Source organism: uncultured Planococcus sp., assembly GCF_947501725.1.
GTDB lineage: Bacteria > Bacillota > Bacilli > Bacillales_A > Planococcaceae > Planococcus > Planococcus donghaensis_C.
In genome coordinates this window covers 100,051-113,203 of the sequence record NZ_CANMXD010000011.1, presented here as the reverse complement: position 1 = coordinate 113,203, position 13,153 = coordinate 100,051, and the positions used below count along the sequence as shown (strand labels likewise).

Sequence of the window (13,153 nt, the reverse complement as noted above, 5' to 3'; positions counted from 1 at the left end):
AGTTGAAGAATCAGGAAATACGGATACAAGGCGCACGTGCGCATAATTTAAAGAATATCGACGTTGTCATTCCGCGTGACAAGCTTGTCGTCATGACGGGGTTGTCAGGCTCCGGTAAATCTTCTCTGGCATTTGATACGATTTACGCAGAAGGGCAGCGGCGCTACGTAGAATCGCTGTCTTCTTATGCGCGCCAATTTTTGGGTCAGATGGACAAGCCGGATGTCGACTTGATTGAAGGGCTGTCACCGGCCATTTCGATCGATCAGAAGACCACCAGCAAAAATCCGCGATCCACAGTGGCGACGGTAACGGAAATCTATGATTATATGCGGCTTATGTATGCCCGCGTCGGAAAACCGATATGCCCGAACCACGGCATCGAAATTTCATCCCAGACAATCGAGGAAATGGTCGATCGCTTGATCGTTTATCCGGAACGCACGAAAATGCAGATTTTGGCGCCGATTGTCACTGGCCGAAAAGGAACGCATGTCAAGCTGTTGGAAGACATCAAAAAACAGGGATATGTACGGGTTCGGGTCAATGGGGAATTGATTGATTTGGACGATGATATTACGCTTGATAAGAACAAAAAGCATTCAATCGAAGTGGTCATCGACCGGGTCGTCATGAAAGAAAATATTGCGCCGCGACTTAGTGATTCTCTCGAATCTGCTCTGCGTTTGGGTGACGGCCGCGTATTGATCGATGTGATGGGTGAGGAAGAATTGCTGTTCAGTGAACATCACGCCTGCCCAGTCTGCGGATTTTCCATCGGTGAGTTGGAGCCGAAAATGTTTTCATTCAATTCGCCGTTCGGGGCATGCCCCGAATGTGACGGTCTCGGGATGAAGCTGGAGGTTGACCCGGAATTGGTTATTCCGGATTGGAGTGTCTCTCTCAACAAAGGGGCGATTGTTCCTTGGCAGCCGACGAGTTCGCAGTATTACCCGCAATTATTAAAAGCCATCTGCCAGCATTACAAGATTGATATGGATGTGCCTGTCAGCGATTTGCCTGAAGAACACATCAATGTCATCATGCGTGGATCCGGAAGCGACAAGATCCGGTTCCGCTATCAAAATGATTATGGCCAGATACGGGACAATCATATCCAGTTTGAAGGGGTCCTTTCCAATGTGGATCGCCGCTACCGCGAAACTTCATCCGATTATATACGTGATCAGATGGAAAAATATATGGGCGAGCAGCCGTGTACGGTTTGCGAAGGCTACCGCCTGAAGCCGGAAACACTTGCAGTCAAGGTCAACGATGTGCATATCGGCAAAGTGTCCGAGTTCTCCATTATTGAAGCTCATCAATTCTTCGATCAGCTGAAGCTATCGGAAAAAGATCAACAGATCGCCAAATTGATCATTCGGGAAATTCAGGAACGCATCGGATTCCTGATCAATGTCGGGCTTGATTACCTGACCTTGAACCGTGCTTCAGGAACGCTATCCGGAGGGGAAGCCCAGCGGATCCGCTTGGCGACTCAAATCGGTTCAAGGCTCACGGGTGTATTGTATATTCTTGATGAACCGTCGATTGGGTTGCATCAACGCGACAATGACCGGCTCATCCAGACATTGAAAAGCATGCGCGATATCGGCAATACATTGATTGTTGTCGAGCATGATGAAGATACCATGCTGGCAGCTGATTATTTGATTGATGTTGGACCGGGTGCAGGTGTGCACGGTGGTGAAATCATTGCTGCCGGAACACCTGATAAAGTGATGAAAAACAAAAAATCATTGACCGGCCAATATTTGAGCGGTAAAAAGTTCATCCCCTTGCCTGCAGAACGCAGAGCTCCGAACGACCGGAAAATTTCCATTCGCGGAGCCAATCAAAATAATCTGAAGAAAGTGGATGTCGATATTCCGCTTGGGTTGTTTACAGCTGTGACTGGGGTTTCAGGGTCAGGCAAAAGTACGCTCATCAATGAGATCCTTTACAAGACACTGGCGCATCGATTGAACCGGGCGAAAGCGAAACCGGGCCATTTCGATTCAATAGAAGGAACTGAAGGGCTGGAACGCGTCATCGATATCGATCAGTCACCGATCGGCAGGACTCCACGTTCAAATCCGGCAACTTATACCGGCGTTTTCGATGATATCCGTGATGTCTACGCGACGACCAACGAAGCGAAAGTCCGCGGGTATAAAAAAGGCCGCTTCAGTTTCAATGTCAAGGGCGGTCGCTGTGAAGCTTGCCGCGGAGATGGTATTATAAAAATAGAAATGCATTTCCTTCCGGATGTTTACGTGCCATGTGAAATCTGCCACGGTAAGCGTTATAACCGGGAAACCTTGGAAGTGAAGTACAAAAACAAAAGCATCTCAGATATTCTGGATATGACAGCGGAAGATGCTGCTTTATTTTTCGAGAATATTCCTAAAATCAGCCGTAAATTGAAGACGGTGGTAGACGTAGGCCTGGGCTATCTCACCCTGGGCCAACCTGCAACCACTCTATCCGGAGGTGAAGCGCAGCGCGTCAAGCTGGCATCAGAGCTGCATAAACGCTCAAACGGTAAATCCTTTTATATTCTGGATGAACCGACAACGGGTCTCCATGCCGATGATATTTCCCGGCTGCTCCTTGTTCTGCAGCGTCTTGTAGACAACGGAGATACGGTATTGACGATCGAGCACAACCTTGACGTCATCAAGACAGCGGATCACATCATCGATTTGGGTCCTGAAGGTGGAGACAAGGGTGGTACGATACTTGCGACAGGAACTCCGGAAGACATTGCGGCTGTTGAGAACTCCTATACGGGCAAGTACCTGAAACCGATACTTGAACGTGACCGGGCACGTATGGAAGCCTTGGTCAAGGGAGCCAGCCGCAGAAAAAAAGCGGTTAAGTGAAACTTTTGCCGCTGGCAAACGTATCAATTAGAAGAATAGATCTGATTGTCCAAGTGATTTTCACTTGGACAATCAGACAATGAGGAGGCCGCAATACATGCAAAGCGAAAAAGAACGCATTTTGGATATGGTTGAGAACGGTACGATTTCTGCGCGCGAAGCCGTTGAGTTGCTGCGTGCTATAGATGGCAGCAGTTCTTCTTCGAATGAACCGAATTATGGCCGCAATAACCAAAAAGATAAATCAGCGAAGCGTGGATTTTTCAGACCGGAAGACATCGTCAAGAAAGTATCGAAGGATTTCTCGAAAAACGTTTCAAAGAATGTCTCAAAAAATGTTTCGCGTGACTTCAATGACTTGGGTACCCGGATGATGGATTTTATGCAGACTTCTGTCGGCAAGTTAAAAACGATGGAATTCGACTCGCCATTCGGTGAAGCGGTTCAATTCAGCCATACGTTCACAGATGAAATGACGGACTTGAATACCATCATTGCGGATATCGCCAATGGCCAGTTGGAAATTTTCCCGTCCCAGGATGGCTTACTGCGAGCAGAATGCAGCGTCAAGGCATATCGTTCCGAGTCGCCGGCACAGGCAAAAGTGGATTTTCTTGATAAGTTCGTCTTTATTGCCGATGACCATAAACTTCGGATCATCAGCGATTTGAAGACCACTCAAGTAAATGTCATCCTGTATGTTCCGGAAGCTTCCTATGAGCACATCACTGCCCGCTTGTTTAATGGTGGATTCACCATGAAACGCATTGATGCTGCATTGGTCAAAGTAAAAACAGCAAACGGCAAAATCGACCTGAAGCATGTGGAATTCGACGATGCAGAATTGGAAACAGCGAATGGCGCGATTCACGTCCAGGAAACGAAAGGCAAGGTATTGGAAGCGGAAACCTTGAACGGCCGCATCTATATTGATGGCGATATTCAGACCATCGTATCCAAGTCATTGAACGGCAATATTGTCGCGACGACAAGATGCAAAGAAGCCCGTAAGTTGGAAACAAAAACGTTGGCAGGCAATGTCGAGCTTTACATTCCTTCCCACTTGCCTCTAAAAGGTGAAGTTTCTTCAAACTTGGGCAAGATGGATGTCTTGCTTTCTGACATCGACAGTACGCACGAACAAGGACAATTTATGCAAAAGTCGATCCGATTCTCAAAACAGGGAACTGAACCGGCTGCTGCTCCATTATTGGTCTATGGAGAAACCAAGACAGGTTCTGTCCTGTTGCGGTACTTAACAATCGAATAACTACTATTCAAGCCGGCACAGGTATGCAGTGCCGGCTTTTTTTTCTAAATTCACATAGTTGGTGTTTTCGTGGTTTTTATCTTACTATTTGAATAAAAGAAAGGTTTTGGGATATGATCGCGACTATTTTGATCGGCTTCACCGTCATTTTGATGCTACTCCATCTGTACTACTTTTTCACGAATCAACAGCATAAAGAAAGTTACATCCATACTTCGCTATTTACAAAGTTATTCATCATCATGACAGTAGTTACCTTTGGCTTTGCGCTCATCTATTATTTATTGGCGTTCAACAATGATACTTTAAGGCTGAATGATGAAACAGGGAGAAGAGCAGGAGAAAATTTTTGGGATTATTTATACTTTAGTGGAGTGACGATGTTATCCATCGGTTATGGGGATTTGGTGCCGATGGGTTATGCCCGCTTTTTCGCTGTAGTTCAGGCAGCATTGTTATTGCCGTCCGCTTATTTTGTTAAAGCATTCGATGAAATGGGGAGGCATGAAAAAGAAGGACAAGGAAACCGCAGCGATAAAAAAGGTGAAGAAAACTAAGTGATAGAAGGATGGGATATGGTGGATACAAATAAGGCTGCTACGATAAAAGAAGCTTTTGATGAATTGATGAAGGATACTGCAATTCAACAGGCACTCGCATTTATTGAACAGGACCATCAGCGCACCATCGAAGAGCAGATTGCCTTGACGGAAATTCCGGCGCCGCCATTCAAAGAACAGCAGCGTGCTGAAGAATTCATGATGCGTCTGAAAGATCTGGGATTGGAAGAAGTCCGTATGGATTCGGAAGGGAATGTTTATGGGCTGCGAAAAGGGAAGGGGCAAGGACCTAAGGTTTTTGTGTCTGCGCACTTGGATACAGTTTTCCCTGAAGGGACCGATACTACAGTCCATCAGAAAAATGGAGTGCTTCATGCGCCTGGAATTGGAGATGATACCCGCGGTTTGGCCGAATTGCTGGCAGTAGTAAGAGCCTTCAATGAAGCGGCTATTGAAAATAGCGGGGATATCATCTTCGGCGGAACAGTCGGCGAGGAAGGAGCCGGAGATTTGCGCGGGGTAAAAGCCTTTTTTACAGAGCACCGGGATATTGACGCTTTCCTGTCACTGGATGGACCTGGTTCTAATGCCATCACCTATTTGGCGACAGGAAGCTATCGTTATAAAGTTACATATAAAGGACCTGGGGGACATAGTTTTGCGGCATTTGGTACACCCAGTGCGACGCATGCATTAGGGAGGGCGATGGCTGCAATCGCTGACCTGGAAACGCCAAGCGAGCCGAAGACGACTTTTTCAATCGGAGAAGTTTCCGGTGGAACATCGGTAAACGCCATTGCACAGGAAGCTTCGATGCTGGTCGATCTTCGATCCAATGATCAACAGCAATTGGATAAATTGGAGCAGCATTTTCTTGAAATCGTAAAAGAAGCGGCACAAGCTGAAAATACACGGTGGAGGGATGACCGCCTGCAGGTTGAAGTCGATCGTTTCGGCAATCGTCCACCGGCGAGTCAATCTGCGGATGAGCCGATCGTACAAGTGGCGAGCGGGGCAATCCGGTCGCTTGGTGCGGCACCCGAATTGAAGGAACCGAGCAGCACGGATGCGAATTATCCGATGAGCATCGGAGTACCCGCCATCACTATCGGTCTTGGCGGAGAGTTTGATAAAGCACATACCCTTGAAGAGTGGCATAATCCGAAAAATGGCCATTTGGCTATCCAAAAAAGTTTGATGACGATCTTGGGACTGGTTGGGGTCGAAAAGATCAGTCGGCCATTGCTTTAAAAAACAAAAATCCGGACAGCCTATGATGGCCATCCGGATTTCTTCATTTTTTATCTGGATACAAATCCTGCAGAAAATCGATGGACTGCCTGATCAATTGCTGCAGGACGTCGAGGTCAACGTCGTCTGTTTGATTGATATAGACACAGGCTTTGCCGGTAGTGTGCTTGCCTAATTTCTCGAGCAAAGGTCCACGTTTTTCATCGCCGGTTGCAAAATACAGGCTGATTTTCGCTTTCCGGGGAGAAAATCCGACAAGCGGCGCATCGCCTTCATGGCCCGTTTTGTATACATAATGATAGCTGCCGAAGCCGATGATGCTGGATCCCCACATTTTCGGTGAAAAACCACTGGCCTGCTCGAATAATTCGAGCAGTTTATAGGCATCCTGGCGTTTTTTCGGGTGGTCGACCGATTCGATGAACGCTATGACATCGGCATCGGTTTCTTTTGTTTTTTGTTCGTACATGGCCAATCCCTCTTTTCCTTCAGTTGGATTTTATAAGCAATGCATCGCTTTTTCTGCCTTTTCCCACGGAACTTTATAGCCTTGGCCTTTGGCACAGAAGATGGAGGTGGATGTATAGAGGGGATCTGCATCTTTTGCATAGCCGATCCGGGCAATCACTTCATCTTCATTATGACAGAAATCATAGCCGTCGAACAGCAGGCTGAGGGCTCCTTTGCCATGTGTGAAGGCAGCGAATTCCGAACTATAGTTCATGAATGTGGCAACGGGTACGCGGCCTTCAATCGTCGTTTTTCCATCTTTTGTTTCAGGTGCTTGAAAGCTGCCATAAGCCTGTTGAATATCGGAAAGCACTTTTCCCATCTGTTCGAGGTCGACTTTTATTTTGAATCGGTACATCGGTTCGAGCAACCGGTTTTGTGCCTGCTCCAAGCCTTGGCGAAGTGCGCGGAAAGCGGCTTCCCGGAAGTCGCCGCCGGACGTGTGCTGATTGTGGCCGCGTCCGGTCGTTAAGGTCACTTTTACATCCGTCAAAGGAGAGCCGGTCAGCAAGCCGTGGTGATCGCGCTCTGTCAGATGATGGAGAATGAGGTTTTGATGGCCGACAGATAATGCGTCGGCATGGCAGACGTTGTCTAACTGGAAACCGCTGCCGCGTTCGCCTGGTTCGATTTCCAGATGAACTTCCGCATAATGGCGAAGCGGCTCGAAATGGCCGTATCCCATAACCGGCAACTCGATGGTTTCTTTATATAAAATTTCCGGTTCGCCAAATTGGACCTTGTGGCCAAACCGTTCAAAAACCACTTGCTCCAAAACTTCCAACTGGATGGCGCCCATGACCTGGATTTGTATCTGTTGAAAATATTCATCCCAGTAAACGGATAGGGAAGGGTCTTCAGCACCGAGGATTTTGAAGCTGCCCAGCACTTCTTTTACATGGACGGCCGAATCAAAAAGGACAGTCGATTTTAATGTCGGCATCATTTGGGAGTTGAAACTCTTCTGCCTGACGCCGAGGGTATCGCCGATTGCAGCTTCTGATAAACCAGCGATGGCAAACAGTTCACCCGCCCGTGCCTGTTCAACGGTGTGAAATTTGTCGCCGCTATAAACCCGGATCTGTGTGACTTTTTCTTCAAGGTCATTCGGGCCATATGTCAATTTATCGCGAACTTGGAGTGTTCCGCTGAAGGCTTTAAGAAAACAGATCCGATTGCCGTTTTCATCATGGCGGATTTTGTAGATTTGGGCGCCAAATTCTTCACTGTCGGAATAGGAACTGAACGTCAATCCATCCAGTTGCATAAGGAATTCCTGAATGCCAGTATCCTGCAGGGCGGAACCGCTGGCGCAAGGGAAAATTTGATTGGCGGCAATCATGCGTTGAAAAGCTTTCATCCAAAGTTCTTCATCGTACCCCGTTTCGAGGTATCGGGTGAATAAGGCTTCATCCCGCTCAGCGATGAATTCAATCAGCTCTTCAGTCATGGTTCCGGCGCGATAAGACTCGGTGATCGTGCAGGCATCAACGGAAAGGTGCGAACGGATTTCCTGCAGCACAGTGGCAGCATCAGCACTTTCACGATCGGTTTTGTTGATGAAGAAAAAGACCGGTATCTTGTGTTTTTGCAGAAGCTGCCAGACGGTTTCGGTATGGCCTTCAATGCCATCGACTGCACTGACGATGATGATGGCGTAATCCATCACTTGAACCGAGCGTTCCATTTCCGGGGAAAAGTCGACATGTCCGGGGGTGTCGATAAGAAAATAAGTCGATCCGTTAAATGAAAAATAAGCTTGATCGGCGAAAATTGTAATGCCGCGGTTTTTTTCGATGGCATGGCTGTCGAGAAAAGCATTTTGGTGATCGACCCGCCCCCGCTGGCGGATGCTTTTTGTGTGGTACAGCAATTGCTCTGAGAATGTGGTCTTGCCAGCATCGACATGCGCAAGAATTCCAATTGTTTTCTTCATGAGGTCACCTCTTTAGCTCCAGTTTAGCAGATTTTATATATGGAATACGAAAAACGCGAAAGCCGATGTGGCTTTCGCGTTCAGGTGCGGTTTATCCAATTGAAAAGTAATCAACGGTCTGCGTCGAAACAAGCGATCCCAAAACAGATGCCCAAAGCACAGCGTTTCCGGTAAGCGGCAGACTTGAGCAGTTCCACCTCTTGTTTATGCGTCATAAAGCCGCATTCCACGAGGATGGCCGGCATATGCGTGTCGCGGAGAACAGCAAAATCGCCTTGCTTGACTCCACGGTCTTTCCGCCCCGTCACCAGCAACAGAGAGCTTTGGACTTTGACTGCAAGTTCTCTCGTTACTGCCTGTGGCCGGCTGTAGGTGAAGGTTTCCAGTCCATTGGCCGAATTGAATGAATTGCCCATAGCATTCGCATGGATGGAAACGAACAAGTCCACCTTCAACCGGTTTGCGAGTGCTGTACGTTCATGCAGCGGAACATCCACATCGTTTTGATGGCTAAAAAATACACTGTGTCCGTCCATCACCAATCGCTTTTTGACCTCTTCCGCAACGGCCGAATTAAAATGGAATTCCCTCAGCCTGCCATCGGGCGAACGCTTTCCGGGCGTGTCTGGCCCATGTCCGGCATCAATCATTATCTTCATTTTCAAATCCCTCCTTTTGCGGTCTATATAGTGGAAGAGACCGCCAAAGGGGACAAAAATCTTCAAATATAATTTTTCCATGTTAAAATAAAAGCAAACCGCATGCAAAAAGAACAACTTCGATGAAAATTCGAAATAATGTGTGGATAAGGAATGAGGGGTAACAAATGGGACAAGTAACAACAAAACAAGTGATGGAAACATTCGAGCTGGATTTGATCAGCGGAGAAGAGGGCATCGGCCGACATATACCCATCAGTGATATTTCAAGGCCCGGATTGGAAATGGCCGGTTATTTCACCCATTATCCGGCAAACCGTGTGCAGCTGCTCGGAAAAACCGAGCTTTCTTTTTTTTCTATGCTATTACCGGAAGAGCGGCTGGACCGCATGATGAAACTATGCACCGACGATACACCGGCTATCATCGTTTCGCACGGCGTTCCAGTTCCGGAAGAATTGGTGATCGCTTCAAGCAGCCGTCATGTTCCTGTTATGACTACACCCATGTCAACAACGCGCTTTTCCAGTTTGCTGACAAATTTTCTGGAAAGCCAATTGGCACCTACAACGGCCATTCATGGTGTGCTTGTTGATATTTACGGCGTAGGGGTGTTGCTGACAGGAAAAAGCGGTGTCGGTAAAAGTGAGACAGCGCTGGAACTTGTCAAAAAAGGCCATCGTCTGGTGGCGGATGATTGTGTGGAAATACATCAGGAAGGCGAGAATACACTGGTCGGCCATTCTCCAAAACTGATAGAGCACTTGCTCGAAATTCGAGGAGTTGGAATCATCGATATTATGACCTTGTTCGGAGCAAGCGCCATTCGGACGTTCAAACGTATTTCTTTGGTTATCGATTTGGAGATTTGGGATCAGGATAAAACCTATGACCGTCTAGGACTTGAAGAAGAAAAGATGAAGATCATCGATACGCACCTGACAAAGCTGACAATTCCTGTTCGTCCTGGACGAAATTTATCCGTCATCATCGAAGTTGCAGCGATGAATTATCGCCTGAAACGGATGGGCGTCAATGCCGCTGAAGAGTTTTCGAAGCGTCTGGATGATGTCATTGCACAAGATACAAACTAAGCGAATGGGTAGGTGCACAAGATGTTTTCAATATTAGCTTCAATAGACCCGACCGCTTTTTCACTGGGCCCAATATCGGTCCAGTGGTATGGTGTCATCATTGCCTTTGGCATTGTCGTCGCCTTTTTGGTGGGACAGCGTGAAATGGTCAAACGGGGGTTGCACCCTGAGTATTTAACGGATTTATTGATTTGGGCGGTGCCGTTGGCAATAGTCGGCGCCCGCATTTACTATGTCGCGTTTGAATGGGACCATTACAAAGACAATCCCGGACAGATCATTGCCATCTGGAATGGCGGCATTGCCATCCACGGCGCATTGATTGCATCCGTGATTGTCGCGTATCTGTTCACCAAAAAACGCAATACCTCCTTTTTGAAAGTGGCGGATATTTTGGCGCCGAGCATCCTGATCGGCCAGGCGATTGGCCGATGGGGCAATTTCATCAACCAGGAAGCTCATGGCGGAGAAGTGTCCCGTGCTTTTCTGGAAAATCTATTCATTCCCGATTGGATCATCAATCATATGTACATAGATGGGGCTTATTACCACCCGACTTTCCTGTATGAATCCATGTGGAGTTTCGTGGGCATCATTATTTTGCTGCTGCTGCGGAAAGTCAATTTGGTACGCGGAGAAATATTTTTCTTCTATATGATCTGGTATTCTGTTGGCCGCTTCTTCATCGAAGGAATGCGGACAGACAGCCTCTATGTGGTTGGTGAACTCCGTGCTGCCCAGTTGGTGTCGGTAGTTGCAATCATCATCGCCGTGGTATTTATCGTGTACCGCCGCACGGCAATCAAAAACCCACCGCATTATAAAGACAATTAATTTATGAAAAGAGAGATCAGATGTCGACATTAAAAAATGGATTGAAAGCAGGGTTGAAGACGACCTGGGCATTGGGGAAAATCATTTTCCCGATCACTCTGCTCGTCACCATGCTTCAATATACTCCGGTTCTGCCTTTTATCATCGATTTAGTGGCGCCGATCATGGGCTTGTTCGGTTTAAGCGGCGACGCTGCCATACCGCTGGTCCTTGGGAACGCGCTGAATCTGTATGCCGGAATTGCCGGTATCCTGTCATTGGAGCTGACGGTCAAGGAAGTTTTCATTTTGGCGGTCATGCTGTCCTTCTCCCATAATATCTTCATTGAAACTGGAGTGGCGCTGAAAGTAGGCGTCAAGCTGTGGGTGGTGTTGGTCGTCCGCTTTGGTCTTGCTGGATTATCGGCCATCATCATCAACCTGCTGTGGAAAGGCGGCGGCGAAGTAGCCCAATACGGCTTTGCTCCTGAAGCGGCTGCCGCACCCGAAAGCTGGATGGGGATCTTGCTGATCGGGCTGGAAAAAGCTTCGTTCGGCGTCCTGCAATTAGCGATGATCGTGATTCCATTGATGATCATGATTCAAATTTTGAAAGATAAAAAATACCTGCAGAAAATCTCCACGATGCTTGGACCATTGACACGTCTGTTGGGTGTAGAGAAGAACGCTTCCTTGACGCTTGCTTCCGGACTGATTTTTGGATTGGCCATGGGAGCAGGGGTCATGATCCAGGCGGTGCAGGAAGATGGCGTCAGCAAAAAAGATGCGACCTTGGTGTTCATCTTCCTGGTAGCCTGCCATGCTATCGTAGAAGATACGTTGATTTTCATTCCACTTGGGATCCCGATATGGCCGCTGTTGGCCATCCGCGTGGTTACGGCACTCGGGCTGACTATTTTTGTTTCCTACATGTGGCGTAAAGCGGAAGAAAAAGAGAAGGAAGTGGTTTCTACATGACGGCAAAACAGATCAATACCTTATTATTCGATTTTGACGGCACTTTACTGGATACCAATGAATTGATCATCCAGACCTTCTTGACCGTTCTGGATGAGCATTATCCGGGGCGTTTCGGTCGTGAAGATGCTTTGCATTTTATCGGTCCGTCGCTCGAACAGACGTTTATGGCCATCGATCCGGATCGTGTAGAAGAGCTGACAGTTCAGTACCGCTCCCTCAATCGGATGATGCACGATGAATTGGTCGAAGAATACGACGGAGTGGCTGAAACGCTGCGATTGTTGAAAGCGCGCGGCTTGAAAATGGCAATCGTCTCAACCAAAAGAAGCGAAACCATTCGCCACGGATTGGCATTGATGGGTGTCAGCGATGTGTTTGATGTGCTGGTCGGCCTGGATCATGTCAGCAACCCGAAACCGGACCCAGAACCTTTGCATCTGGCATTGGAGCAATTAGGCGCTTCCCATGACGAAGCTTTGATGATCGGCAACAACTCGCACGACATCGAAGGCGGCAAAAATGCAGGGGTACGGACGGCAGGCGTGGCCTGGGCGGCAAAAGGCGAAGAATTTCTGGCCGGGTACAAACCGGACTTCATGCTGCAGCATATCAGTGATTTGCTGGAATTGACGAAAGTGGCCGTAAAATGAGAAACACACAACGCCATTTTGTGGAAGGTCCGAATTCGCTTTGGCATATATACAAAACTGTCCCTTTCTGGAAGGTGGCCAAAAATTTTTTGGTGATCCAGACAGCCAGATATACACCGTTTTTGCCGATGAAAAATTGGATGTATAAAGCTTTCCTTAAAATGAAAATCGGAGAGCATTCTTCTTTTGCGTTGATGGTCATGCCCGACGTCATGTTTCCGGAACGGATTACGGTCGGGAAAAACTCAGTAATCGGCTATAATACAACAATACTTGCACATGAATATTTAATAGATGAATATCGGCTCGGCGACGTAGTCATCGGAGATCGCGTCATGATCGGAGCAAACACCACGATTTTGCCCGGCATCACTATCGGAAACGGCGCGATCGTTTCCGCTGCCACGCTCGTCCATAAAGATGTGCCAGCTGGAGCTTTTGTCGGTGGAAATCCGATGAGCATCATCTATACAGCTGAACAAATGGCAGAGCGCCAAGCAAAATCCTGAAAGCAACCACTGCTTTCAGGGTTTTTTTCGAGGATA

Annotated in this window: 12 protein-coding genes; 9 read left to right on the top strand and 3 right to left on the bottom strand. The window is 47.7% G+C overall.

Features of this window, described 5'->3' with window-relative positions; genetic code table 11:
• Nucleotides 1-2 precede the first annotated feature (2 nt).
• The 4 genes from uvrA (at nucleotide 3) to Q0785_RS15940 (ending at nucleotide 5,966) form a co-directional block, all read left to right on the top strand.
• The gene (uvrA, locus tag Q0785_RS15955; RefSeq protein ID WP_298832083.1) at nucleotides 3-2,885 is read left to right on the top strand and encodes an excinuclease ABC subunit UvrA; all 2,883 of its coding nucleotides are present in this window, start codon (nucleotides 3-5) and stop codon (nucleotides 2,883-2,885) included.
• A gap of 97 nt (nucleotides 2,886-2,982) precedes the next feature.
• Nucleotides 2,983-4,155 carry a DUF4097 family beta strand repeat-containing protein gene (locus Q0785_RS15950; RefSeq protein ID WP_223641713.1) on the top strand — a complete coding sequence of 391 codons (1,173 nt, stop codon included), beginning with the start codon at nucleotides 2,983-2,985 and terminating at the stop codon, nucleotides 4,153-4,155.
• A gap of 113 nt (nucleotides 4,156-4,268) precedes the next feature.
• Nucleotides 4,269-4,712, top strand: a complete 444-nt coding sequence (locus tag Q0785_RS15945; RefSeq protein ID WP_298832075.1) for a potassium channel family protein — start codon at nucleotides 4,269-4,271, stop codon at nucleotides 4,710-4,712.
• 18 nt (nucleotides 4,713-4,730) lie between these two features.
• Entirely contained in the window at nucleotides 4,731-5,966 is a 1,236-nt protein-coding gene (locus Q0785_RS15940) for a M20/M25/M40 family metallo-hydrolase (RefSeq protein WP_298832072.1), read from the top strand.
• A gap of 43 nt (nucleotides 5,967-6,009) precedes the next feature.
• On the opposite strand, the gene Q0785_RS15935 is transcribed toward Q0785_RS15940, so the two are convergent.
• The 3 genes from Q0785_RS15935 to Q0785_RS15925 form a co-directional block, all read right to left on the bottom strand.
• Entirely contained in the window at nucleotides 6,010-6,435 is a 426-nt protein-coding gene (locus Q0785_RS15935; RefSeq protein ID WP_298832070.1) for a DUF1801 domain-containing protein, read from the bottom strand.
• A gap of 30 nt (nucleotides 6,436-6,465) precedes the next feature.
• Nucleotides 6,466-8,412: a TetM/TetW/TetO/TetS family tetracycline resistance ribosomal protection protein gene (locus Q0785_RS15930; protein WP_298832067.1), complete on the bottom strand. Its 1,947-nt coding sequence runs from the start codon at nucleotides 8,410-8,412 to the stop codon at nucleotides 6,466-6,468.
• Nucleotides 8,413-8,522: 110 nt separating this feature from the next.
• Nucleotides 8,523-9,071: an N-acetylmuramoyl-L-alanine amidase gene (locus Q0785_RS15925; RefSeq protein ID WP_298832065.1), complete on the bottom strand. Its 549-nt coding sequence runs from the start codon at nucleotides 9,069-9,071 to the stop codon at nucleotides 8,523-8,525.
• Nucleotides 9,072-9,238: 167 nt separating this feature from the next.
• Between Q0785_RS15925 and hprK the strand changes: the two genes are divergently transcribed.
• The 5 genes from hprK to Q0785_RS15900 are packed head-to-tail and all read left to right on the top strand — an operon-like array spanning nucleotide 9,239 to nucleotide 13,117.
• On the top strand, nucleotides 9,239-10,165 hold the full coding sequence (hprK, locus tag Q0785_RS15920; protein ID WP_298832062.1) for an HPr(Ser) kinase/phosphatase: 927 nt from the start codon (nucleotides 9,239-9,241) through the stop codon (nucleotides 10,163-10,165).
• Nucleotides 10,166-10,186: 21 nt separating this feature from the next.
• On the top strand, nucleotides 10,187-10,999 hold the full coding sequence (gene lgt, locus Q0785_RS15915) for a prolipoprotein diacylglyceryl transferase (protein ID WP_298832059.1): 813 nt from the start codon (nucleotides 10,187-10,189) through the stop codon (nucleotides 10,997-10,999).
• Nucleotides 11,000-11,019: 20 nt separating this feature from the next.
• Nucleotides 11,020-11,955 carry a nucleoside recognition domain-containing protein gene (locus Q0785_RS15910; protein WP_298832056.1) on the top strand — a complete coding sequence of 312 codons (936 nt, stop codon included), beginning with the start codon at nucleotides 11,020-11,022 and terminating at the stop codon, nucleotides 11,953-11,955.
• Nucleotides 11,952-12,608 carry a pyrophosphatase PpaX gene (gene ppaX / locus Q0785_RS15905; RefSeq protein WP_298832054.1) on the top strand — a complete coding sequence of 219 codons (657 nt, stop codon included), beginning with the start codon at nucleotides 11,952-11,954 and terminating at the stop codon, nucleotides 12,606-12,608. The genes Q0785_RS15910 and ppaX overlap by 4 nt, the downstream gene beginning before the upstream one ends.
• The gene (locus tag Q0785_RS15900) at nucleotides 12,605-13,117 is read left to right on the top strand and encodes an acyltransferase (RefSeq protein WP_298832051.1); all 513 of its coding nucleotides are present in this window, start codon (nucleotides 12,605-12,607) and stop codon (nucleotides 13,115-13,117) included. The genes ppaX and Q0785_RS15900 overlap by 4 nt, the downstream gene beginning before the upstream one ends.
• The last annotated feature ends 36 nt before the right edge of the window (nucleotides 13,118-13,153 follow it).

Bases quoted from the DNA above. Each gene is read 5' to 3' on its own strand.
- lgt (WP_298832059.1), top strand. From the start codon at position 10,187: ATGTTTTCAATATTAGCTTCAATAGACCCGACCGCTTTTTCACTGGGC.
- Q0785_RS15935 (WP_298832070.1), bottom strand. From the start codon at position 6,435: ATGTACGAACAAAAAACAAAAGAAACCGATGCCGATGTCATAGCGTTC.
- ppaX (WP_298832054.1), top strand. From the start codon at position 11,952: ATGACGGCAAAACAGATCAATACCTTATTATTCGATTTTGACGGCACT.
- Q0785_RS15940 (WP_298832072.1), top strand. From the start codon at position 4,731: ATGGTGGATACAAATAAGGCTGCTACGATAAAAGAAGCTTTTGATGAA.
- Q0785_RS15925 (WP_298832065.1), bottom strand. From the start codon at position 9,071: ATGAAGATAATGATTGATGCCGGACATGGGCCAGACACGCCCGGAAAG.
- Q0785_RS15930 (WP_298832067.1), bottom strand. From the start codon at position 8,412: ATGAAGAAAACAATTGGAATTCTTGCGCATGTCGATGCTGGCAAGACC.
- Q0785_RS15910 (WP_298832056.1), top strand. From the start codon at position 11,020: ATGTCGACATTAAAAAATGGATTGAAAGCAGGGTTGAAGACGACCTGG.
- Q0785_RS15945 (WP_298832075.1), top strand. From the start codon at position 4,269: ATGATCGCGACTATTTTGATCGGCTTCACCGTCATTTTGATGCTACTC.
- Q0785_RS15900 (WP_298832051.1), top strand. From the start codon at position 12,605: ATGAGAAACACACAACGCCATTTTGTGGAAGGTCCGAATTCGCTTTGG.
- Q0785_RS15950 (WP_223641713.1), top strand. From the start codon at position 2,983: ATGCAAAGCGAAAAAGAACGCATTTTGGATATGGTTGAGAACGGTACG.
- hprK (WP_298832062.1), top strand. From the start codon at position 9,239: ATGGGACAAGTAACAACAAAACAAGTGATGGAAACATTCGAGCTGGAT.